The organism is uncultured Paraglaciecola sp. (assembly GCF_937123705.1).
Taxonomy (GTDB): Bacteria; Pseudomonadota; Gammaproteobacteria; order Enterobacterales; family Alteromonadaceae; genus Paraglaciecola.
Genome location: NZ_CAKZKO010000131.1, coordinates 1 through 23,265, shown reverse-complemented (window position 1 = coordinate 23,265; position 23,265 = coordinate 1). Strand labels below are relative to the sequence as shown.

Annotated in this window: 32 protein-coding genes; all 32 read left to right on the top strand. The window is 39.3% G+C overall.

Translation table 11 applies throughout. The features are described from left to right. Nucleotide 1: 1 nt before the first annotated feature. The gene (locus Q0688_RS15940; protein WP_299078994.1) at nucleotides 2-850 is read left to right on the top strand and encodes a hypothetical protein; all 849 of its coding nucleotides are present in this window, start codon (nucleotides 2-4) and stop codon (nucleotides 848-850) included. Then, entirely contained in the window at nucleotides 831-1,508 is a 678-nt protein-coding gene (locus Q0688_RS15935; protein ID WP_299078991.1) for a DUF6475 domain-containing protein, read from the top strand. The genes Q0688_RS15940 and Q0688_RS15935 overlap by 20 nt, the downstream gene beginning before the upstream one ends. A gap of 141 nt (nucleotides 1,509-1,649) precedes the next feature. Continuing rightward, the gene (locus Q0688_RS15930) at nucleotides 1,650-1,889 is read left to right on the top strand and encodes a hypothetical protein (RefSeq protein ID WP_299078988.1); all 240 of its coding nucleotides are present in this window, start codon (nucleotides 1,650-1,652) and stop codon (nucleotides 1,887-1,889) included. A 148-nt stretch (nucleotides 1,890-2,037) separates the two neighbouring features. Beyond that, nucleotides 2,038-2,268: a hypothetical protein gene (locus tag Q0688_RS15925; protein WP_299078985.1), complete on the top strand. Its 231-nt coding sequence runs from the start codon at nucleotides 2,038-2,040 to the stop codon at nucleotides 2,266-2,268. 389 nt (nucleotides 2,269-2,657) lie between these two features. After that, nucleotides 2,658-3,089: a recombination protein NinB gene (locus Q0688_RS15920; RefSeq protein WP_299078982.1), complete on the top strand. Its 432-nt coding sequence runs from the start codon at nucleotides 2,658-2,660 to the stop codon at nucleotides 3,087-3,089. Then, a complete protein-coding gene (locus tag Q0688_RS15915) occupies nucleotides 3,086-3,268 on the top strand; it encodes a hypothetical protein (protein ID WP_299078979.1) in 183 nt (60 codons plus the stop codon). The genes Q0688_RS15920 and Q0688_RS15915 overlap by 4 nt, the downstream gene beginning before the upstream one ends. A 451-nt stretch (nucleotides 3,269-3,719) precedes the next feature. Then, nucleotides 3,720-3,908, top strand: a complete 189-nt coding sequence (locus Q0688_RS15910; RefSeq protein WP_299078976.1) for a hypothetical protein — start codon at nucleotides 3,720-3,722, stop codon at nucleotides 3,906-3,908. Beyond that, nucleotides 3,905-4,144 (top strand): hypothetical protein, encoded by a 240-nt coding sequence (locus Q0688_RS15905; protein WP_299078973.1) that lies wholly within the window; start codon nucleotides 3,905-3,907, stop codon nucleotides 4,142-4,144. The genes Q0688_RS15910 and Q0688_RS15905 overlap by 4 nt, the downstream gene beginning before the upstream one ends. Beyond that, nucleotides 4,141-4,689, top strand: a complete 549-nt coding sequence (locus tag Q0688_RS15900; RefSeq protein ID WP_299078970.1) for an HNH endonuclease — start codon at nucleotides 4,141-4,143, stop codon at nucleotides 4,687-4,689. Before Q0688_RS15905 ends, Q0688_RS15900 begins: the two co-directional genes overlap by 4 nt. Before the next feature lie 26 nt (nucleotides 4,690-4,715). After that, nucleotides 4,716-4,952: a hypothetical protein gene (locus tag Q0688_RS15895; RefSeq protein WP_299078967.1), complete on the top strand. Its 237-nt coding sequence runs from the start codon at nucleotides 4,716-4,718 to the stop codon at nucleotides 4,950-4,952. A gap of 84 nt (nucleotides 4,953-5,036) precedes the next feature. Then, a complete protein-coding gene (locus Q0688_RS15890; RefSeq protein WP_299078964.1) occupies nucleotides 5,037-5,159 on the top strand; it encodes a hypothetical protein in 123 nt (40 codons plus the stop codon). 134 nt (nucleotides 5,160-5,293) lie between these two features. Then, entirely contained in the window at nucleotides 5,294-5,563 is a 270-nt protein-coding gene (locus Q0688_RS15885) for a hypothetical protein (protein ID WP_299078962.1), read from the top strand. 166 nt (nucleotides 5,564-5,729) lie between these two features. Continuing rightward, nucleotides 5,730-6,011 carry a DUF2829 domain-containing protein gene (locus Q0688_RS15880; RefSeq protein WP_299078959.1) on the top strand — a complete coding sequence of 94 codons (282 nt, stop codon included), beginning with the start codon at nucleotides 5,730-5,732 and terminating at the stop codon, nucleotides 6,009-6,011. Between the two features lie 163 nt (nucleotides 6,012-6,174). Then, the gene (locus Q0688_RS15875; protein ID WP_299078956.1) at nucleotides 6,175-6,354 is read left to right on the top strand and encodes a hypothetical protein; all 180 of its coding nucleotides are present in this window, start codon (nucleotides 6,175-6,177) and stop codon (nucleotides 6,352-6,354) included. A gap of 3 nt (nucleotides 6,355-6,357) precedes the next feature. Beyond that, entirely contained in the window at nucleotides 6,358-6,705 is a 348-nt protein-coding gene (locus Q0688_RS15870) for a hypothetical protein (protein WP_299078953.1), read from the top strand. A 140-nt stretch (nucleotides 6,706-6,845) separates the two neighbouring features. Continuing rightward, the gene (locus Q0688_RS15865; RefSeq protein ID WP_299078950.1) at nucleotides 6,846-7,607 is read left to right on the top strand and encodes a hypothetical protein; all 762 of its coding nucleotides are present in this window, start codon (nucleotides 6,846-6,848) and stop codon (nucleotides 7,605-7,607) included. Further along, the gene (locus Q0688_RS15860; protein WP_299078947.1) at nucleotides 7,604-8,326 is read left to right on the top strand and encodes a hypothetical protein; all 723 of its coding nucleotides are present in this window, start codon (nucleotides 7,604-7,606) and stop codon (nucleotides 8,324-8,326) included. Before Q0688_RS15865 ends, Q0688_RS15860 begins: the two co-directional genes overlap by 4 nt. A 164-nt stretch (nucleotides 8,327-8,490) precedes the next feature. After that, nucleotides 8,491-9,054: a hypothetical protein gene (locus tag Q0688_RS15855; RefSeq protein ID WP_299078944.1), complete on the top strand. Its 564-nt coding sequence runs from the start codon at nucleotides 8,491-8,493 to the stop codon at nucleotides 9,052-9,054. After that, nucleotides 9,047-10,969: a phage terminase large subunit family protein gene (locus Q0688_RS15850; protein ID WP_299078941.1), complete on the top strand. Its 1,923-nt coding sequence runs from the start codon at nucleotides 9,047-9,049 to the stop codon at nucleotides 10,967-10,969. The genes Q0688_RS15855 and Q0688_RS15850 overlap by 8 nt, the downstream gene beginning before the upstream one ends. Then, nucleotides 10,956-11,213: a Mor transcription activator family protein gene (locus Q0688_RS15845; protein WP_299078938.1), complete on the top strand. Its 258-nt coding sequence runs from the start codon at nucleotides 10,956-10,958 to the stop codon at nucleotides 11,211-11,213. The genes Q0688_RS15850 and Q0688_RS15845 overlap by 14 nt, the downstream gene beginning before the upstream one ends. Beyond that, the gene (locus Q0688_RS15840; RefSeq protein ID WP_299078935.1) at nucleotides 11,213-11,419 is read left to right on the top strand and encodes a hypothetical protein; all 207 of its coding nucleotides are present in this window, start codon (nucleotides 11,213-11,215) and stop codon (nucleotides 11,417-11,419) included. Before Q0688_RS15845 ends, Q0688_RS15840 begins: the two co-directional genes overlap by 1 nt. A 2-nt stretch (nucleotides 11,420-11,421) precedes the next feature. Further along, on the top strand, nucleotides 11,422-12,873 hold the full coding sequence (locus Q0688_RS15835) for a phage portal protein (protein WP_299078932.1): 1,452 nt from the start codon (nucleotides 11,422-11,424) through the stop codon (nucleotides 12,871-12,873). A gap of 68 nt (nucleotides 12,874-12,941) precedes the next feature. Continuing rightward, complete coding sequence (locus tag Q0688_RS15830; protein ID WP_299078930.1) at nucleotides 12,942-14,882, top strand: prohead protease/major capsid protein fusion protein; 1,941 nt, start codon at nucleotides 12,942-12,944, stop codon at nucleotides 14,880-14,882. Between the two features lie 3 nt (nucleotides 14,883-14,885). Further along, a complete protein-coding gene (locus tag Q0688_RS15825) occupies nucleotides 14,886-15,230 on the top strand; it encodes a DUF2190 family protein (RefSeq protein WP_299078927.1) in 345 nt (114 codons plus the stop codon). A gap of 1 nt (nucleotide 15,231) precedes the next feature. Next, a complete protein-coding gene (locus Q0688_RS15820; RefSeq protein WP_299078924.1) occupies nucleotides 15,232-15,537 on the top strand; it encodes a hypothetical protein in 306 nt (101 codons plus the stop codon). Next, complete coding sequence (locus tag Q0688_RS15815; protein ID WP_299078921.1) at nucleotides 15,538-15,951, top strand: hypothetical protein; 414 nt, start codon at nucleotides 15,538-15,540, stop codon at nucleotides 15,949-15,951. 81 nt (nucleotides 15,952-16,032) lie between these two features. After that, entirely contained in the window at nucleotides 16,033-16,674 is a 642-nt protein-coding gene (locus Q0688_RS15810) for a phage tail tube protein (RefSeq protein ID WP_299078918.1), read from the top strand. After that, the gene (locus tag Q0688_RS15805; protein WP_299078915.1) at nucleotides 16,671-17,039 is read left to right on the top strand and encodes a hypothetical protein; all 369 of its coding nucleotides are present in this window, start codon (nucleotides 16,671-16,673) and stop codon (nucleotides 17,037-17,039) included. The genes Q0688_RS15810 and Q0688_RS15805 overlap by 4 nt, the downstream gene beginning before the upstream one ends. A 202-nt stretch (nucleotides 17,040-17,241) precedes the next feature. Next, nucleotides 17,242-21,189: a tape measure protein gene (locus Q0688_RS15800; protein ID WP_299078912.1), complete on the top strand. Its 3,948-nt coding sequence runs from the start codon at nucleotides 17,242-17,244 to the stop codon at nucleotides 21,187-21,189. Further along, entirely contained in the window at nucleotides 21,189-22,130 is a 942-nt protein-coding gene (locus Q0688_RS15795; RefSeq protein ID WP_299078909.1) for a hypothetical protein, read from the top strand. The genes Q0688_RS15800 and Q0688_RS15795 overlap by 1 nt, the downstream gene beginning before the upstream one ends. Then, a complete protein-coding gene (locus Q0688_RS15790; RefSeq protein WP_299078906.1) occupies nucleotides 22,130-22,966 on the top strand; it encodes a hypothetical protein in 837 nt (278 codons plus the stop codon). The genes Q0688_RS15795 and Q0688_RS15790 overlap by 1 nt, the downstream gene beginning before the upstream one ends. Further along, nucleotides 22,967-23,265: hypothetical protein (locus Q0688_RS15785; RefSeq protein WP_299078903.1), on the top strand; the 299-nt coding region annotated here is incomplete at its 3' end. It lies immediately after the preceding gene.

Here is a 23,265-nt window from a genome sequence, read left to right as displayed (position 1 = left end):
TATGGCTAGATCTAGAAACATTAAACCAGGCTTCTTTTTAAATGAAGAGTTATCAGAGCTTTCGTTTGAAACACGCTTGCTGTTCATAGGACTCTGGACTATAGCCGACAAGGAAGGCCGGTTAGAAGATCGTCCAAAGCGCATACATATTTCATGCTTGCCTTATGATCAAGTCAATGTTGATTCAATGTTGAATGATCTTCAATCAAGTGGATTTATCGTTAGATATTCGATTGAAGGTAAAAAATATATTCAGATAATAAATTGGCTTAAACATCAAGCGCCGCACCACAAAGAAGTAGACTCAGAAATACCAAAATATGCAATTAATCATAAAGATAACCATGCTCAAGTCAAGCATGATCCAAGCATAACTCAAGAACAAGTCAACAAGAACGCTTCTTGTCACACTGATTCCCTTAACCTGATTCCTGATTCCGGATTCTCTGATTCCCTTAACACCGCAGCACCGGAAAAAACAAAACAAGAAAAAATTAAATGCGAATCTGAAAAATTGCCAGATCAAAATTTAGTATCTCAAGAACTTTGGGATTCATTCTTAAAAATCAGACAAAAAGCAAAAGCAGTTAATTCCACGCAAGCAATCAAATGCTTGATTACTGAACTTCACAAGTTGAGAACCCAGGGCCACGATCCTACGGAGGTTGTAAATCAATCAATTAGATCAACCTGGAAGGATGTTTATCCTTTGAAAAACAGATTACCTACGGCAGAAATGACCCAAGGACGCGATGAGTTCAATAGGCAGCAGACAGAAATAGCAAGACAAAAACTTTTTGGTAATGAATCTCAAGAAAAGGACATTACAAATGAAGCAAGAACACTTTAATGAGTTTTGCAGCCTGCTTGATAACGTTGCTGAACAGTACAGCAAAACATTGTCACAAAGCCTGAAATCTTTGTACTGGCAAGGCTTGCATGATGTGGAGTTTGAAGCTGTGAGAGATGCGCTATTTCGTCATATTCGTAATACAGACAAGGACGGTGATTTCATGCCGAAAATATCCAATATCAGAAAAATGATAGAGGGTAGCTCAGAAGATTCTTCACTCTCTGCATGGACAAAAATAGATAAAGCATTGCGTAGCGTTGGAACCTACAAATCAGTTGTTTTTGATGATCCTTTGATACACAAAGTTATTCAGGATATGGGTGGGTGGATTGCTTTTGGTACAAAAACAGAAGATGAATGGCCGTTCGTTGCTAACGAATTCCAGAAGCGTTACAGGGGATTTAAATCAAGAAGTATGGAACCTGAATACCCTTCTCATTTAATTGGCATGGCAGAATCTAATAATTCCAAAGAGGGTTATCGAATAGATCCACCAAGGCTTATTGGTAACCAAGAAAAAGCTAATCAGGTAATGAATAGTGGAATTGGTTTAATTGAATTTAATAATTCGATTGGATTGAAGCCAATGAAAAATGACGTTGAGAAGGCTGTTGGCAGTATGTGTATGCTGGACAAAAATGAAGCTTCGGCATGATGTATCTATTGTTGAGTTTTATATTAATTGATCCTCAATTACTTACTGTTTTCATACTGATTATTAGTCTTCTAATGAGTGGAATAGCGATTATTAATTTTATTTTATTTCAATTAACAAAATAACTAAAAAGGAAAAATCATGACAGCAAGAACAGAGAAAAAAGATATTGAGTGTGTTCATACGATTATTTATGAAAAAGCTTTTCTTGATGGAATAGGGACTTATCTAGATAAAGAAAATGAGAATAAGGTGCCAAGAAAAGAAGCTCTGACTAGGCATATTAAAGCAGCAGAAAAGCGACATAACTGGATGGGTATAAGCAAGAGCCAGGTCATTAGTTATGCGTATGAGTTGTTAAGTAGGGAAAGTCTAAATTAAGGATAAACAATGGCCCATTTCGCAGAGTTAATCGGGTATGTGATTTTAATGCTTATGGGTGTTGCTTGGACAATAGTTTTCGTTTGTTTATTAGTTTATCTAAGTTTGGAAAGTAAGAATATTTGGAAAAGTTTTGAGGAATGGTTGGATGATTGAAGTCACAGAGCCAGAGTGGATGAAGAAAATGAATGGAGATTCATGCATTGCAGATAAAGAAGTAAAAAAAGCATTTGGAGTAAAAACTAATGTTGATACGGACACATTAATTTATGAAAAAGCAATACCTGAGCCACTTGAACGAAAATCAAGAAACAAGGAAAGGCCAGAAAGGATGCTTTGGAAAGTCGCAGATTTGAGGAAGGTTTTTAAAAAGGATTGATATGGAAATACTGTTAATAATTTTTCTTGCGCCTTTGGCGTTTATAGGTGGAATATTTTTTCTTATGTTGGTTTGTGTGGTGATTGGTGAAGTGATAGACAAAATTAGTAAAAAATCACATAAATTCGACATAACAAATCGGTAATGTTAAAAACTATAATTGAATAATAAACTTAAAGGGGAAACATGAGGTTAAGCCAGAAAGATTTAAATTCTTTGATTGCTCATAAGGCTTTTTTGGTTTCACTTAGAACAAGTGATGATTTTTATAAGATCGTTTGTAAGCACGGCGAAATATTTGAATTAGAAATGAGCTCTGGAAAGATTAAGTTGATTTCTTTCTTCGGTGAGGTTTATGCATAACTAAGCAACCAATTTCTTAACCACAAATGAGCAAAAGAATAATTTATTTAATAGATGACCAGCGCAAGAAATACGCGTATGAGTGCATTCAAAATGCACCAGAAGATTATGTTTGCACTATTCAGGAGAGAACAAGAACGCTTGAGCAGAACGCATATCAATGGCCGTACTTGGAAGGTTTTTCTAAGCAGTTGCAATGGTGTGTTAATGGCGAAAAAGTGTGGATGAGTAACGAAGAATGGAAAGATGTACTAACTAGCGCTTATGAAGATGATGTTATGCCTAGATTGGCCGCAGGTTTTGATGGCGGTGGGGTTGTTATGCTTGGTAGGCGTACAAGTAAATATGGGAAAAAGAAATTTGCAGAATGGATGGAATGGTTAATAGCTGCTGCAAGTCTTCGTGGTGTTGAGCCAGTTTTTAAAAACAATGCAAAAAAATGGAGAGATCAATCATGAACCCTAAAGATTTCATTTGCAACAATGTGTACCGGGGGGGGATGAAAAAAGGCGCCTCAGAGAGCAGCGCATACAGAGCGGCAGTATCAGCCCTTGATGAATACAACAAAGGGCGTTTTGACAAGGTTAGTAAGTTGATTGAACGGAAGATTGCAGAGGCTAAGAGAAACTCTATTTAAAACATGACATATCGCAATAGAAAATTACTTGATTTAGCCCACAACATGCCATGTATGGCGACTTTCGATCATCAATGCTTTGGCTACCTTGGCTGCGATCCTGCACATAGTGACTCAAATATATTCGGGCGTGGAATCAATCATAAATCAAATGATTTTGCTTTTGCTGCAATGTGCAATAACTCTCACAAGATGCTTGATACGTTTGATAAGGAATTGAAATTCTTTGAGTGGTTGAGGGCTTATGTAAAGACCCAGGAGTATTTATGGGAAAACGAACTAATAAAGGTTAAGTGATGATCATTGATTATGATGTTGTGAAAGAAATGACCGATGAGATAAAGAGGCAGAAAACCATAGCGAAAGAAAACCAGAAGAAATTATTGGTTATGATATTGGCAAATTTTTCATTGGTTATTTTTTATGTGCTTTTATATGTTTGGAATCATTAATGGCCCATTTCAAAGAGGAAGATATTCAAAAAGGTTACGTGGTTTGTGAGCAATGCAGACAAAACGTCCATGTATTAAATGCCGGTACAGAAATGGATATTTTCCAGTGCCAAAGATGCTATGAGTTTGTTTGTGATAAGGCAGAGTTTGAAGCTGGGAATCTTGGAGTGGAGATATTAATGAAATGAGAGATGAAACTATATTTGTAAAAATAACAGGACAAGAAACTGTCAGGTACAGAAAAGTGGTTCTTATGACAATGGATGAGTATAAAAAACACCTACCTATGCTTAATTCTAGTGATCGAATGTTAATGAACACCGCTATAGATAACATAGCTTATTTGCTAGATAGTGATGATATTTATCATACAGACAGGCTTGAGTTGGATGAATTTGACGAAATAGTGAAATTAGACAAATGACCGAAATAAACCAAGACGCAGAAGGCAATATATTAAGCCAAAAAGAATTGAAGAGGCAATTAACTTATAACCCTGAAACGGGTGTATTTACAAGAAATATTGCAAACATTCATACCGTGAAGATAGGCGAAGAAGCCGGGTCTGTTAATTCTAATATAGATGGTAAAAAATACACCAGAATCAGAATAAATAATAAACGTTATTTGGCTCATAGACTTGCTGTCTTATATGTTGACGGAATATTTCCTAAACATCAAGTGGACCATATTAATGGTGATGGAACAGATAATAAATGGAGTAATTTGCGTCAGGTAACAAGTGCAGAGAACCAAAGAAACGCTAGATTGCAAGCAAATAACAGATCCGGTGTTTGCGGAGTTAGTTATGACAACAATAAAAATAGATGGCGCGCGCAAATTAAGGTTAATTACAAACAAATAGGTTTAGGCTACTTTATAGATTTTGATGAAGCTTGCAGAGCTAGGAAGCTGGCTGAGGAAAAATATAATTATCACAATAATCACGGAATGCGACGACCATTGTGATGCGTTATATATAAACCGGGGGAATGATGACAGAAAACGAAAGAGCTATAAATAACGAATTAAAAGAGTCTTTTAAAGTGTTGATGGAAGCGGCTATAGAATATTGTGAATATCAACATGATGGCGATCCATGGACTGAGGATTCAAGGGCGATGGGAGAAATGATGCTGGACGACATAAAGAGCGACGGAAGATTGGAAAAATATAAAAGATTACTTAGAAAGCTAGATGATTCGTTGGAGAAATATAAAACATTAACCTGAAAATCGAATTAACGAAATTAATCATTGATTGACAAAAACTCAGAGAAATACCGGAGATTCTGTGAAGCAAAACACGCGCTCAGAATGACTAAATTTAAAAGAGATATCTACCTAAGTGGAGTTAAGCAAAAACGCGGTGAGGATGGATATTGGTTGCTTGTTGAGGATATTGAGAAGTTAGAGGAAAAACTAAATAAAAATGGTTAATAGTTATAATAATCAAAGGGTTGTGTTATAATTAAGCTATGAAATGTCATGTATGCGAAGATGTAATTGCAGATTTTAATTGTTGCCAGTGTGATGATCCTGTGTGCGAGGATTGTTGTGTAGTACCGACTTACATGAATCAGATTGAAGAGACTATTTGTAATGTTTGTGGTGACAACAATGAATGCGATAGAGCTGAAGAGGCGAAAAGAGAGTACGAGGCAGATGAAAAGCAGAAAGAAAAACGCGAAGCAATAAACTTAAAGCGTAGAGAGACATACTGGAAGCCGGAGAATATACAAAAGCGTAGGTTAGCTAAAATTCAAAGGAACAAAGAAAGGTTTGAGAGAAACCGAAAAATTATTGAGGAAACTTTCAATATTGTTAATTCGATGTTTCGTTAGGAAATATAAAGGCATTACATGATGCATTGCACAGAGAAACGACACAGTTTTAAATCAGGGATCGCAATCATAAATGGGGTGAGTGGTAGACCGGAACGTTTTGAAGAAGACCGAGTAACAATGTCGGTTCTTGTTGGTGATGTTTAATTTTTTAAATGGAGAAGATATGAAACCAGAAACTCAATTTGATTTTGGGAGAGCTATACATTTATTAAAGGACGGTTGTAAGGTTACGCGTTCTGGTTGGAACGGCAAGGGAATGTTTTTATTTTTGGTGTCAGCATCAACTTTTCAAGTTAATCGCCCACCACTTTTGGGTATTTATGCAGAAGGAACTGAAATCAATTATCACGCGCATATTGATATGAAAACAGCAGATAACAAAGTCGTTCCGTGGCTCGCAAGTCAAGTAGATGTGCTTGCTGAAGATTGGGAGCTTGTTAATTAAAGAATGGCCTCAACTAGGATTTCGCAAGCCGGGATCATCTCCTGACGCCAACTTCAATTAATGGAGATTGTGATGAGTAATATCATAAATTTAGGGCTAAATTATAAAATTAACGTCCTTTAAGTAAAATGTTTTCTTAAAGGATAGGTGATTTAAACATTTGATGAATAGCTATATGGATGAGAACGAAACGATATGCCCTGCTTGCATGGAGAACGATCAAGACACAGGTCATGCGTGCCCGTTTAAGCAGTCGTTGAATCAAGATAATGCGTGTGCGTGTTGCCAAGAATGTACTGCTGGGTGTGCTGATTATATTGATCCAGAATGTAAGGAGGCGTAGAGAATGAAGACTGGATTTTATGCGCTAGGAAGACTCAAAAAAGGCCAGCGTAACAAAACAGAGCAAGCATATGAATCCATGTTAAATAAAATGATGGTTGCTGGTGAGATTCTGTGGTATCGGTTTGAGGGTATTAAATTAAGGTTGGCAGATAACACATTTTATTCTCCTGACTTTGCTGTGATGCTTGCTAGCGGACAAATGGAAATGCACGAAGTTAAAGGTCACTGGCTTGATGATGCGAGGGTAAAGATAAAGGTCGCTGCTGAACAATATCCTTTTAGATTCATTGCCGCAAAACCTAAAACCAAGAGAAGTGGCGGCGGTTGGGAAATTGAGTCTTTTGATTGATATAACGCAGATATGATATTAACAACAGCCAAATTCAAACTACAGTAATTTAGTGAATCCAATAGGCATAATCTAACATGAGAATATCATGTGTGGAAATATGATGCTTAAACATGATCTCATACTTATTAGGTTTTTATATGGCTATATCAATTAAACACGACATAAGGAAATTGCAGGAAGAAATGGGCCGGACAAGAAAAAGTCAGGTGCCATTCGCTATAAGGTTGACACTCAATCAGTTAGCTCGAAACAGTAAGAAGGTTATTGATAAACAAATTTTATCAAGAATAGATAGGCCCACCAGATTCACTCAGAGAGCAATAGCAACTAAGAACGCAACACGCCGGACCATGACATCAAGGGTTATGGTTAAAGACAGAAGGAATGAGAATAGATTGCTTGAGCATTTATTTACTGGCGGAGGCAGGACAGCAAAGAATGCTGAGGGAACATTAAAGGGTTTAGGTGTGCTTCCATCGGGTAAGTTTATAGTTCCTGGTAAGTTTGCACCACGTGATTCATTTGGCAATATACGCAGAGCATTTATTAATAAGCTTGTTAAATACTTTCAAACATTCAGGCCAGATTCAAATACAACTTCTACTTTATCACCAGGTGTATGGATTAGAAGGTTTGACAGAGGGCAGAAGAAAACTAGAAAGAATCAAGGCAAGACCGGCAGCTTTGAGTTCTTTGTTGTGCATAAACAGGTATCAGGTGGAGGCAAGTCAAGGCGCGGTAAGAAGCGTAAGGCACCTGAGCCGGTATTACTTTTCGTTGATAGGCCAAGGTATAGGAGATTATTTAATATGGAAGAAACAGCAAGGCAGGTAATACTACGTGACTTGGCTATTGAGTTTAGGAAGGCTTATTCGCGTGCTGTGAGTACTGCTAGATGAAGATGTGTAGCAGATGTCATAACCTTAAGGAAGATATCGAATACTCGATACGTAAGTTTCGCAGTGGGAATTATGGTTTAAGGGGAATATGCAAGGAATGCTCTTGTTTAAGAGATAAGGAATATAGATCAAAATTTACTGAAGATAGGAAAACCAAGATAAGAAGTCAAGTTAAAAAGATAAGCAAAGAATGGCGTGAAAGAAATAGAGATAAAGATCTGGCAAGAAAGGTTGAGTATAGGATAAGACAGAAAACTTTAAGATTGCAAGGAATTAAGCATGATCATCATGTTATTTTACACGAAAGAATATTGGAGTCCAGAAAGAATGCAAAGCATGATTGTCACGTGAAAGAATGGAAGAAAGACAAAGCAAGATTTGCTCGGTGGAAACATAAGAACGATCCAAACTACATTGTTTACCAAAGACTGAAAACATGCATGAATAAACATATAAAAAGAAAAACTGATTCAATAAAATGGTCAAAGTATTTGAAATGTACAACACAAGAATTAATAGATCACCTGGAAAAGCAGTTTTTAAATGGTATGGATTGGGGGAATAAAGGTTTGTGGCACATAGATCACATCATACCAGTTTCCTCATTTGATTTAACAAGAGAAGAAGACATCATTGCGTGTTACAGACTAAGCAACCTTCGGCCGTTATGGTCAGGGGATAATATATCTAAGAGCAATAAGATTGAAAATCTTTTATGATATTTATGTTTAGGTTCTTCTGGGAGTATCCGTCGTGCGGGCAGATGCGACCGAGCACAAAATCTAGTAAAACATTTTTCAAAACGAGTTAACACATTTGGTAATCAACAAGTTTGGTAAATAGCAAAAGAAAGTTAACCAGGCAGGTTAACGAAGAAAACGAAATGACTAAGGCGGCATACGCTCGTTATAAGGGTGTAAGCAAACCTATGGTTACGAAGTGGCTCAACGATGGGCGCTTAGTGTTAACCGATGATGATAAACGTGTACTGGTTAACGAAAGTAATAAACGAATCAAAGAAACCGTTAACTTAAACAACTACGCAAACGAGATGCAAGCAAAGGCTGCGCGGGTTGAAGTTGATAAAGCCATTGAAGATAAATCGTTCACACAATTAAAAACCGAAGTTAACGACACGCAATTGGATTTAGCAACAAAAGATGCTGATACTTTATTTAAAAACTCACGCGCATTACGTGAGAAGGCGGTAGCATTACAAGCATCGGCAGACTATGATAAATCAATGTCCTTATTAGTTAGTAGAGAATTGGTAGAAAAGATAATGTTTGAACGTGCAAGGGCTTGCAGGGATACATTGATAACAAGCGCCAGAAGAATGTCTCCGGTAATTGTTGGTAAGACAGATATATCTGAAGTAGAGTCATTATTGAATGATGAGTACAGAATGATACTTGATAATTTTGCGAGAATGCCAATAATTGAGTGATCTTTTACAATTTCAGAAAGCATTAGAGGCTGGATTCCTTCCAGACCTTGATTTAACGGTCGATGAATGGTCGGACCGTTTTATGATTATTCCAAAGTCTACGGGCAGTAATGAATATGGAGCCTACAAAACAGAAAGAACTCCACATGCCAGAGAAATAATGCTTTGCTTATCTGATGACCATAAATGTAAAACTGTTGTCGCAAAAGTAGCTAGCCAGATGTTCAAAACACAGATCTGTTTAAACTGGTTTGGCTCAACAGTTCACCAGTCTCCGTCAAACTTTCTTTGGTTAATGCCAACAGGCAAACTTCATAAGCGCATAGCTGGACGTATTGATAAAACTATTAAAGCTGTTGATGTATTACGTGAGAGAGTTGCAAAACCAAACTCACGTGATGCTATGAATAACCAGGACACTAAAGAATACATAGGCGGCACCCTTTTTATTGCAACGGCTGGCAGCGCTGCGAATCTATCAGAAGTCCCGGCGCGTAGAGTTGCGATTGATGAGGTTGATCGCGGCGAGGAAAATGTAGATGGTGAAGGCGACCCGGTAAAACTCGCAGAAGCAAGACAGACCACTTTTGAGCATAACCGTAAATCTTACTATTATTCATCACCGACCATTGAAGAAGAATCGAGGATTGACGAATTATTCAAACAAGGCACTCAAAGACATGCATTAGCTGAGTGCGTGCATTGCGGTCATACTCAAGAATTGATATTTGAGAAATTATTTTTATCTGAGAATGACGAGGCTTTGTATCCGTGCAAAGAGTGCGGCGGACTGCATAAAGAATCAGACAAGACTAAGATGTTTGCAAATGGCTTATGGTCTGATGGCGTAGAAAATAAAACCACTGAATCATTTACAGCTAGCGCAATGTATTTGCCCTATGGGTGGAAGTCATGGCGCGGGTTGATGCGTGATTACGAAGAAGCTAAAAAGCTTCTTGATGCCGGTGATGAATCAGAGATGATTGTTTTCTATAACACGCGGCTTGCTAGATGTTGGGAACGAAAGAAAGAAGCTACTAAATATGACGCTTTAATGGCAAGAGCTGAAGATTACAGACTTGGTACGGTTCCTGATGGTGTTATGGTTTTAACTGCTGCAATAGATACTCAGGCTGATAGATTGGAGTTAAAGGTGGCAGGTTGGGGCCGTGATATGGAATGCTGGATAGTGGATTATCGGGTCATTATTGGAGATCCTTCTGATAATGATACTTGGAAACAGGCATATGAAACTCTGGTATCTGATTTTAGTTATGCATCGGGATCAATATTAAATATAAGTACCTCATTAATAGATTCAGGTGGCCACCATACGCAAGAGGTCTATAACTTTGTTCGACGCAATAAATCAAAGAAAGTTTTCGCCATTAAAGGTGAATCAGTGCGAAATAGACCAATAATCCCTAATAGGCCATCAAATGTTGATTTCAATTACAAAGGTGAGCATGTAAAAAAAGGTGTTGTTCTATGGAAGATTGGAACCGATACCGCAAAAGATTATCTTTTCTCAAGATGGAAGCGTGATAAAGGACCAGGAGCTGTTCGTTTTTCAAATGAATTGCCAGAAGAATACTATAAGCAGCTTGTATCTGAATATCGATCGGCTAAATATGTGAATGGAAGGAAGAAAACCATTTGGGAAAAGAAGCAGTCAGATAGAAATGAGGCGCTTGATTTGATGGTTTATAACCTAGCAGCAGCTTATAAGCTTGGTTTGCATAGATATACACAAAATCATTGGGATTTGTTAGAGAAACAGGTAAAAATTGATGCTAATGAGAGAAAAACCAATAATAGACCGGATGTAGCCAGTAGTCACTCGAAAAAACAAACAACTCTTTCTCGCGGCAGGAATCTGATGAAATCCATTAGAGGCAGAAATGGACGTAATTGATAGAATAAGTGAAATTCTTGTAGAAAATGGTGTTTTGCCTGCGAATGCTGAAAAAATTACCAATTCAGTTAGGCATGAATACGGCGGTGAAATGGTTTATGTGCCTAAGCGATCACATTTGTACAAAGAAGCTATTATGAGAGATTTAAGAACTTCAGGTAACTTTAAGTTATTAGCTAAAGAACATAGAGTCCACTATAACACAGTTAGGCGCATGGCAAAAAAACTGAGGAGAAGTAAATAATGAGCTTCACTGTTGAACAATTGACCGCAATAGAGTCAGCAATTGCGAGCGGTGAGCTAAAGGTAGTATTTGACGGGCGCGAGGTAACTTACAGGTCTGTAGATGATCTTCTAAAGGCCAGAAACACAGTTAAATCCGCTTTGCAGGAATCTGGCGCATTAACTAAGAAACGTAGATTTTCATTTGTCTCAAGGAATATGGATTAATTATGGCCTTTTTTGATCATATAGTAGGTGTTTTTAGCCCAAAAAGACAGCTCGATAATATGAGAACAAGACGGGCTATCGAAATAATGCAGAAGCGTGGTTACGATGGAGCCAAAACAGGAAGAAGGACTAGCGGATGGGTGGCACCTAGCACTTCTGCAAATTCAGAAATAACGCCAAGTTTGGTTAAATTACGCGATAGATCAAGGGATCTGGTAAGAAATAATCCTTATGCATCAAAATCAATGCGGGTTCTCACATGTAATGTTGTCGGTACAGGTATAGTACCCAGCATACCAGACGAAAAAACTGCTGAATTATGGGAGTCATGGGCTTTTGAGTCAGATCAATGCGATGCTGATGGTTGTCTTGATTTCTATGGAATACAGAAAATAGTAGCTAGAACATTATTTGAGTCTGGTGAATGCATTGTTAGATTTATTCATAAAAAAGCAAGTGATGGTCTTGTAGTTCCTTTGCAGTTACAGGTTCTTGAGCCGGATTATCTTGATTCCACAAAGCATGAGAAGCTAAAAAATGGCGGATATATTCAGCATGGCATTGAATATGATGGAGAAGGAAAAAGAGTCGCTTATTGGTTGTATAGACGGCATCCTGGCGAGAATACTCCGCTTTCAATTGGTTTAGAATCATTCCGCGTTGTTTCTCAAGATATTATTCATGTATATGAAAAATTAAGGCCAGGGCAGTCAAGAGGAGTTCCTGTTTTAGCACCATCAATGATTACATCAAATGATCTTGATGAGTATGAGGAAGCTACACTTGTACGTAAAGCTGCGGAAGCTTGTATAACTGCAGTAGTTCAATCTGATGATGATGGTGCTGAAATTGGTAGGGTTTCTGAAGAGCAGGGCACCGGGAGAAAAATTGAAGAATTATCACCTGGAATGATTGAATATTTGAACGGCGGAGAAAGCATAACATTTAATAATCCTCCTGCTTCTACTGGATACTCTGAGTATGTGAATACAAGATTACACGCTATAGCCGCAGGATCGGGTGTTACCTATGAGCAAATGACAGGCGATCTGTCTCAGGTAAATTTCTCGTCAATTCGGTCTGGAACACTTGATTTTAGGCGCGAAGTTGAGCAAATACAATGGCTGGTTTTTATTCCTATGTTCTGTAGACGTGTAATAAGAACTTGGAGCCGTTCCGCGACACTTGCCAAGAAAAAAACTAAATTACCGTCTAGAATAGAATGGACAACGCCTCGTTTTGACTGGGTAGACCCTAAAAAAGACGTTGAAAGCGAAACCGAGGAACTATCAACTTCAAGAATGTCTTTCTCGGAAGCGGCCAGGAAGCGAGGTTATAACCCACAAAAATTAGTAGAAGAAATTAAAAAAGACAAAGAGATGTTTAAAAAAGCCGGCATAGAATACCCGTTTAACGGCTTGCTAGAAGAAAAGAAAGTAGAGCAAGAAAAGTAATACCATTTTTAATGGTTTTGTAATTCCATATTATCAATAATACGCTTTAATCAATAGTTTTTAAGCGTATGCCAGAGCAAATTCTTACAAGAAGTTTTGATCTTGATGTCACGAAACGCGCTGACACGGATGACGCTTCGACAAATAAAAACCTAGTTCTTGAGTTCCCTTTTTCTTCCGAAGAACCTTATACACGCTCAAATTTCTTTGATGAGCCGTGGGTTGAGGTATTAGGCCATAGAAATACAGAAATAGATTTGTCTCGTTTAAATGACGGCGCACCTGTATTACTTAATCATGGGATTAGCAGAACAGAGAATGCGCCGTTACGTTCAATTGGTAAAACTACAAGAGCTTGGATAGAAAATGGCCGTGGATTTGTTGAAATAAAGTTATCCAGGCGTGATGACATGAAATCAGTTCTTCAAGACCTTGAAGACGATCTTATACCAAATGTTAGTGTAGGTTACAGGATTTTAGAGCGCACTCTTACACAAAAGAATGACGGATCACCGGATGAATATAGGGTAACGAGGTGGTTACCTATGGAAGTAACTCTATGCGATATACCAGTAGATGCAACGGTAGGAATTGGACGATCAATTAATAGTGAGGAAACATCAATGCCAGTAACTAAGACTGAAGAAAAATCTGAACAAGTAATTGATCAGAATATTGCCGAAGTTGATTCTGCCCGTTCAGTTAAGGCAGAAGATAAACCGATTGATACAAGCAAAATCCAAAGCGATGCTGTTAAAGCAGAACGCAAACGAACAACTGAAATCAAGCAAATATGCCGTTCAGTATCTGTTGATGAAAGTGTTGTCGATGATTTGATTGAGCGTGGTGTTACAGTCGACGAGGCTAGGAAAGAGGTTTTAGATAAATTAGCTAATCGCACATCAGAACAAAATATTTCAAGCCGTTCCGATATCCATACTTTAGTGGATGAAACAGAAACACGCAGGGATATGATGGAGGCCGCTCTATTGCATAGAGCAAATCCAAGTACAGAGCTACCAGATGGTGCGAGACAATTCGCTGGCTTGTCTTTGCTTGAATTATCCCGCGAAAATATGCGTGTTCGTGGTGTTAATACAAATGGAATGGATAAGATGCAGGTTGCTGGACGTGCTTTCGAGTCAACATCTGATTTGCCAAACGTTCTTGCTAATGTTGCTAACAAATCATTACGTAATGCATATGAAGCAGCGCCAAGAACTTTTCAGGCATGGGCTCGTCAAGCTTCTGCTTCTGATTTCAAGCCAATTAACAAAATGGTTTTATCTGATGCACCAGCACTTGAGACCGTTAATGAAAATGGTGAATTCAAGCGCGGCGCAGTAACAGACGGGAAAGAAACTTATCAGCTTGCAACGGTTGGTAAGATTATCGGACTTACACGACAAGCTATCATTAATGACGATTTAAGCGCTTTCACTAGATTGCCTGCAATGTTCGCTACATCAGCAGCAAACTATGAAAGTGATACTGTTTATGGGATCTTAACGGCAAATGCACCTCTTGCTGATGGTGTTGCGCTATTTCACGCGACTCATAAGAATTTGACTGGTACAGGAACAGCTATATCTATTAACTCTTTAAGTGAAGGACGTAAGAAACTAAGAAAACAGAAGACCATAAAAGGTGTTTCTATGAACCTTGGCGCGAGATATTTCCTTGTACCAACTTCTTTGGAAACAGCTGCAGAGCAAATAGTTAGTCAACAGTATTTAGCGGCTCAATCAGCAAATATTAACCCGTTTGCTGGAAGATTGCAGGTAATTGTTGAGGATCGTTTGGATGAGTCAAGCGAGACTGCATGGTATCTCCTTGCTGATAATTCAGTCATTGATACAGTTGAATACTGCTACTTGGAAGGAAATAGCGGTGTTTATATTGAAACCCGACAGGGTTTTGATGTTGATGGTATGGAAATTAAGGCACGTTTAGATTTTGCTGCTAAGGCAATAGATTATCGTGGTGTTTACAAAAACAATGGAGCTTAATTAATGCAGAACTTTATTCAGCCAGGACATACTCTTGATCTTGTGCCAAGTGCAGACGTAGCGAGCGGCGTTGGATATTTATTCGGAACGAGTCTCTTTGGTGTGGCAACAGGGGATGTTGCGAATGGAGAAACGGGCGCATTTTTAACAGATGGCGTTGTAGAGATAGCAAAAACAAGCGCATTATCCGTTTCTGTTGGTGATAGGGTATTTTGGGTGCCTGGTTCGTCTGTTGTTAATAAGACGGCCACGGCGCAGCAGTGCGTAGGCATTGCTGTTGAAGATGCTGCGAATCCAAGCCCTACCGTAAAAATTAAACTTGGTTCGGTGAATGCTGTAGCTGCCTAATATGCCAACACCATTTGCATCATTAGAAACGCGTGTGAATGATTCGGTATTAAGAAGACTAGCTAATAAAACACTAACAATTGATCATGTTGATGTTGATGGAATATTCAAAGATCCTTTTGAAGAAGTTGGTTTTGTAGAGTCGTCAAACCCTACTTTTGAGACATTAGAGTCAAATTTGGATTGTATAGAACAAGGCTCAATGGCAGAAGAAATGTCGACCGGTAAGCAGTGGGAAATAATAGGCATAGAGAAAGATGGCACAGGAATTGTGAAGCTGGAATTGCGTGTTAAGTGGTACGAATAAATGCACATAAGGCAACAGTTACGCAAGAAAATAAAGTCTTTACTTGAGCCGGCGTTATTAAACGCGGTGCATGTTAACAGAACGAAGCTATTTAGCCCTTCTGAGTTGCCAGGAATAATTGTTACTACTAGCAACGAGGTTGTTGAACACCTAACTTTTAATAGCTCTAATCGTGAAATTGAACTAACTATAACAATTCATGAAAAAGCATTTTCAACTGTTGATGATCAATTAGATGCTTTATGCGTAAAGATTGAAAATGCAATAAGCAATGATACGACTATTAAAGCGCAAGATATTGAGTTGAATGCAACAACAATAGAAATTGAAGACGGTGATCAGCCTGTAGGAATTGCGACAATGATTTATACAGCTAAGTTTTTAGATGTAACAGATCCAGAACAAGTTATTTAAAGCAGAAAAGCGGCCATCGTTGTGAAACGCCGCCGCCCAAATTTTTAACCTTAACGGCGCGAGTCGCAGGAGAAAGTAAAGATGGCAGTCATATTATTGTTAGATACATCTATCGAAATGCAGAGCGCGTTAGGTACTTCAGCGGCAATAACAGGTGTTACAAGTACAAATCCGGTGGTTGTTACATCAGCAAACAGCTTTAGCGGCGGGGAAATAGTTGTTTTAAAGGCTCCTGGTGGTCTGGTTGAGTTAGATAATTTGCAGGTCAGAGTAGCTAATCCCACAGGCACCACATTTGAATGTGAAGGTTTGGACGGTACCACACTAGGTACCTATACATCCGGTGGAACTGTCGAAGAAGTAACAACTTTTACCGCATTTAATAACGCCACATCTTTCAATTTCCCTGAGCCTAATCCAAACCGTATTGACGTTACAACCATCAACCGTACAACTAAAGTTGAAGTTTTTGGTCTTGATGATGCGCCACAGATCACCATACCAATGAATGCGAGCCCACTTGATCCTCATGTTTTAGAGATGAGAAAAGCCAGTCTGTCAAAGACAGACAGAGTGTTTCGTGTGACTTTGCAGAACGGAAATGTACTTATATTTAACGGTGGTGTTGCAGGTGGTCGCGGTCTAGATGGTTCTGTTGGTGCAGTTGCTACGGCGAGTTGTTCTGTAACCTTATCTGCAAATGAGCAGTGGTTTGTATCATGAGTGACCTGGCAGAAAAAATAAGAAACTCACGGCGTTTAGAAATAACAGTCGGGAAAATGAAATTTTTCGGACGTAGAGCAACAACAGCAGAGTATTACAAGATGTTACGTCAGCAGGCAGAAGACGTTGAAGTCGTAAAAATGCTTGTGGATGGATGGGAAAATGTACAGGAAAGCGATCTATTTGAGGGTAGTAGCGATAAAAAAATACCTTTCGATAAAGAGATTTTCTGTGAAGCAATTGAAGATCTTCCTAAAATATGGAAGCCAATTGTAGAAAAGATTGTTGAGTCAACCTCAGAGCATATGAAGAAAAAAGAGGAAGACGAAAAAAACTTAAAAGCTGGCTCCAAACAAGCCAGCTAAAAAATAAAGTTGATAACAAGAATATTGGGTTAACTGAAACGAATCAGAGCGCTTATCGTGTTTGGCTTCTGATGGATAACCAACTCGATTGGTCATCTCTCAACGCTATATTGGAGTACGCGGAAATTGTTGAGGTAGATAGCATTATTTCTTCCCTTTTGGTTCTGAAAGATTACTGCGATAAATTAAGGCAAGCGCAGCAATGACAAAAACATTCGTTGACATCGTAGGACGTGATTTTACAGGATCAGCTTTTGATAGCGCTGGCCGTAAAATAAGCAGTCTTGATGCAGGTGTTATAAGTCTCACGCGCAGTTTTACACTGCTCGGTGGCGCTGCTGTTGCTGGTTTCTTCTCGGCTTCTACGGTACGGTCCATCACTGAAGCAAATATTCAAGTCCAAAGGTTTAATAATTCCCTAACAGTAGGAACTGGTTCGGCGGAAGGTGCAGCAAAGGCAATGTCTTTTGTTCGTAAATCTGCAGAAGAACTTGGTTTAGATCTAAGCACATCAGCCAATCAGTTTTCTAAGCTCACAGCGGCAGCGAAGGGTACTGCTTTAGAAGGTCAAGCAACTAGAGATATTTTTCTAGGAATTGCCAAAGCATCAACTGTTCTAGGTTTGTCGGCGGATCAGGCTGGCGGCGCGTTAACTGCTGTTGAGCAAATTATATCCAAAGGCAAAGTATCTGCAGAAGAATTGCGCGGGCAATTGGGCGAAAGATTACCGGGTGCATTCCAAATAGCAGCAAGATCTATTGGGGTCACTACTGTAGAGCTGGATAAGATGCTTAAAGCTGGTGATTTGCTGGCGGAAGATTTATTGCCAGCACTGGCCGCAGAGCTTGATAAAACATTTGGAGATCAGGCAAAAGATGCTTCACAGCAGCTAAACGCCAATATAAACAGATTAAATACGGCAATGTTTGATCTTAAGGTTGCTGTCGGCAACTCTGGATTAATTGATTTCTTAACAGAAGCCACTTCGTTAAGTGCGAAATTAGTTAAGGATTTGACTACAGAAGGTGTAGCAAACTCCACAATATTCAATGCCATACTTGGGCCAATCGGTTTTCTACGTGAGCAAGCCAAGCAAGTAAGAAACTCAAGAAAACAGATTCAGCAGGAAGCCGATGAAGTAGAAAAGGTATTTGAAAAACTGGAAAATGCTGTTACACCAGGAAGTAAACCTAATACTCCATCAAGTTTTAACTCCCCAAGAAAAACAGCAATAAGTGAATCCCAAAGATTTATTGCTTCCCTAAAAAAAGAAGCTTCTCAAGCTGGATTAACTGCTACGCAAATTAAAAAGCTTGAAGCCGCAACGTTGGGTGTATCTAAGGTTGCCAATCCTTTAATAGACAGTATAGCTAAAACCAATAAGGAGCTAGAAGATCAACAGAAAGTTGCAAGAGCGCTTGAAGATGATCTGCAAAAAATAGAATCAATCACGCAGTCAGTTAGAACTGAAGAAGAAAAGTTTGCAGATGAAGTGCGTGAGCTTGATCGATTGCTTGAATCAGGCCTTGGCACAGAAGCTTACTCAAGACAATTAGACAAATTAGAAGATCAACTGCTTGGAACATCTGACACAACCAGAAAAGTAACAGACGAGTTTAGTAGATTGTGGGATCAGGCTCAAAGGAATGTCCAGTCAGTTCTATCAAATGGAATATTTAATTTCTTTAATGATGGTCTGGACGGCATGGTTAAGAATGCTGCCTTGGCCGTTGGTCGTATAGCCTCAGAATTTGCAGCGCTAAAAATTGCTCAAAGTGTTGGTATAGGTTCTGTTTTTGGTGGCGCTACATCTGGCGGTTCATCATCAAACGCCTTAAGTCTTGCCGGCATAGGATCTGGTATATCAGGAGGATTCTCTAGCCTACGATCTGCATTAACCGGTGGCGGATCTGTATTCAGTGCGGGAAGTGCTGGTGCTGGAACTGCTTTCATTGGTGGGCCAGGTACCGCTATCGGTGGCGCTGGTACCGGCGCAGCAGGTGGATTATCGCTCGCAACTGGCGGTTTAGTTGTAGGAGCAGCGTTACTCACTGATCAGTTCAATAAATTAATTGCAAATGACAATAAATTATTCGGTGCATCAAGCAAGACACTTAACACAATAATAAACCCATTAAGCAAAATACCAGTAGTCGGTAAGTTCTTGCCGGATTTAGGCGGAATATTAACGGGTTTATTTGGCCGAGGCGAGTTAAAGCAAAAAGAAACGAATTTAATCGGTGATTTCAATTCTGAAGGTTTTGAAGGTGCTACTTCTGTCAAATTCAAGGCAAAAGGCGGCGTGTTCAGTGGAAGTAAGACTGACAGGGTTATCAATGATACAGACTCAGGTGAACTGTTAAATGGGTTCAGAGGTGTTAGTGAAAGCGGAATATCTAGCGCGTTAAATGAAGTCGCTGAAGAAGCAGGTAAAGCATCAGTGCAGCTTGGAGAGTTTCTTGATACAACTGTACAGGGTTTTTCTTCTTCATTACGTAATGCGGCTAAAAACCTAGGATTAAGCACTGAGTCGATTGATAACTTCTCGACTAGCATTAATATTGCCAGTGAGAAAGGAGAGGCTTTATCTGAAGCTCAAATAGCTGAAGTACTAGAAGATATTAGCAATCAACTATCCACTGGCCTTATACCTGAAATCGACAGTCTAGCGAATAGCAGCGAGACGGCTTTTCAAGCAATAGTACGTATTAATTCAGAGTTCGACTCATTAAGTAACATAATGTTGCTGCTTGGAAGGTCAACAGAAGAAGCTAAAAATGAATTAAGAGATTTGTCTATCACTCAACGAACAGAGTTAATTGATAAGTTAGGTGGCGTTCAAAATGCCAATGCTTCTTTTGATTCTTTCTTTAATAATTTTCTGTCTCCTGAAGATCAGCTGGAAATATTGTCTGAGCAGCTTCTGACTGAGTTACAAAAGGTTGATATTAACCGGATAGTGTCTCCTCAGGAAGTAGCTGACGCATTCAGAGCCAATTCACTTTCTACAGATCAGCTTTCTGCAGCTTTAAGCCTTCCCTTGCAAACCTTGATACTTTCTGTTGATCAGCTTAAAACAAGTGCCGAGGGCGCATCACAAGCAGTAGAAGAAATTCCAGTAGAAAGCACTGTGACCAAAAACTTGCAGCCAATCAATGACTCATTCGGCGCATTGTCTCGATCAATTGCATCAGAGCAGAAAACCATTGCTGAAGAAATAACAGAAGTTAGCAGGCGAATGAATGATTTGTCGGGTGTTTTGCGTTCAGCAGGCAGCGCGATAAATACAATAAACCCAGTTACTAAATTTGCTGCAACCAGCTTAATACAAGAGGCTATTAATGATAGTGACTTCAAAGATCCAAGACTTGGTAATGCAATAACGGCATTAACCAAATCATCAGCAGACGGGTTTTCAACACGTGCCGACTTCTTGAGAGATCAAGCAGACTCAGCAAACACCTTAAGAGATCTTGAAGACGCGGCAGGAAAACAACTATCACTGGAAGAACAAACATTATCAGCGCTTGAATCTGAAGGGCAGCAACTTGAGGGAATTCTCACTAATGCTCAATTACAGCTTGATGCAATAAATGGCGTTGATAGTTCTATCAAATCACTTGCTGATTCACTGGCAAGCTTTAACACGCAGAGTGTCGGAGCAGGTGGAAATGCTGTTGTTGGTCAAGGTGGATCACTGCCATTTGACGGCAATAGAAATATAACTGGCGATCAAATAAGAGACTTCTTTAGTGTCCAGAGAACGGATCAAGAAATAGCATCTGAAGCTGCAAGGACTGGTGTTACATCTAACCAAATACTAGCAAACACAGACTTTACTAATCAGGATAGAGAGGATTTCTTTGCAAGGAATCCTAATATACCGAGATTTGAAAGCGGTGGATTTCACTCTGGTGGACTAAGAATAGTAGGTGAAAACGGGCCAGAATTAGAGTTCACTCAGCCAAGCAGAATTGCAAGTAACTCTGATTCTAAAAAGCTCCTTGATAATTCTGAGGTTGTTGCTTTGCTTAAACAAGTCCTTGCCGCGATCAAAGACGGAAATCTAAGCGCTGAACAAACCGCAACAATTCTTGATGATGTAACTGCAGGCGGTAATGCAATGCTTGTCGAGCAGGAGGCCGCCTAATGACTGAAGCTGTATTAAGCGTCATGGTGCCGGTTGTTGTTGATGACAATACCTTAACATCAACAACAATTACTGAGAATGATCACGCTGTATATGATAGCGGAACAACTTATGCATTAGGCGACAAGGTTATCAGTACTGTCACACATAGGATTTATGAGAGTGGCGCGGACACTAATTTGGATAATGATCCAACGGAAATAGAAAACCGCGTTGCTGATGCAGACAGTGTTATCTGGTGGATAGATGTTTCTGCAACAAACGCATGGAAGATGTTTGATGGAGAAAGCAGCTCCAAAACCAAAGCGTCCTCACCTTTAACAATTGTAAATTCTCTTGGGTTTATAAGCTCCTTATACGTTGCGGGACTTGTTAATGTAGATACAGCAACAATCAATGTGAAAGATTCACCAGATGGAACGAACGTTTACAGTAAAACTCTTGAGCTAGAGAACTCATTCCCGCCAGATTATTACGAATATTGCTTTTCTCCATTCAGCCAGCAGCCAGATTTCGTTCTTAATGACTTGCCTCCTTATACAAATAGTGAGCTAACCGTAACTTTGTCTTCAACTTCCGGTGATTTGGAGGTTGGCATGTATCAAGTTGGAGATCTAAGGCCAATAGGAAACACTCTACTGGGCGGCGCAAGTGTTACACCAAAAACTTACAGCTACATAAAGATAGATGATTTCGGGAATAACGAAATAAAACGCAGAAAGTCTGGACGCGACATGAAGATACGCGCTCACGTCAAGAAAGACTACGCAGATACAGCAATAGACATACTCACTCAAGTTCTAGATGTGCCAAGTGTATGGATAGCGAGTACCAAAAGCGAATATTCATCATTAAGAGTATTTGGTTTAGGAAGTGGAGAGCTTGATTATCAGAACCCCGATGATTTTTTTATAAGAATAAATATTAAAGGTTTGATTTAATGGCGCTAACAAAGTACACAGGCAATAAACCTCAGAGAAATATACGCGCCACATTCAGCAATTATATGGATGCGTGGATTACATGGTTTCTTGATGTTTTTATGCAAGAAATTGATGGCGTTGTTGATGCTCTCAATCTTAACAACGTGTCAGACACCAGCGCATCATCTATAAGCATAAATCTGACCACAGGCAAGACTGCTGCCGTTTCAAGCGGAAAAGGGTTTTTGCCTGGCGGATACCTGATATTTGCTGATGCTGCTGCACCTGCAGCAAATTCTATGGTTGTGCAGGTCGTTAGTTATGTTGGCACAACATTAACATTCGATCCTGTTACCACTAAAGGAAGCGGAACAAAGACAAGCTGGGTTATATCTTTTTCTGCTCAACCTCAACTGACCGTTGGAGATCATGAAATATATATGACAACACCAAACGGTTATGGATCTACAGACTTAAATATACGCGGGTACTCAGTTACCCAACGCAGCGTAGGAACCGCAATATCGCACGCTTATACAGCGGCAAACGGTTCTGTTTTCACGATTAACGAAAACGGAAAATACGATATCCAGTTTGCGGATCAAGCGAATGCTTCTAATGAAAATATCGGTATATCTGTAAATAGCTCTGAACTGACAACGAATATAAAAATTATAAACGCAGCTGACAGGATATCCCTTTTAAATAATATATCAGAAACATCATCGTCTCATTGCTCGGCTTTAGGAGTGACGCTATCAGTAGGCGATAAGGTGCGTATACATACTAATAGAAACTCTGCCGCAGGGGATGTGACAGGTTGGATGAGAATAGTAAAAAAGCAGGCTCTATAAATGCAAATACTAGTTGATTTTCCATCAGGCAAGCAAGATTTAATAAATGTCGGAGAAGGCGGGGCTTATGTAGATCCATCCGCCGTAATTTGGGATGAAAATATAGACGGTGTTTTGCCATCTATAACACTTGGCGGAATGGTTAGAAGTGGCGGATCATTAAATTTCGACCAAACCAGAAAAGATACTCACGACGCTGCGGTATTACCAGATATCAAGTCTCAGAAGATATTGGAACTGCAAGCGGCATATGCTGCAGAGATATACGCAAATATAGACTATGACAGCAAGACTTGGGT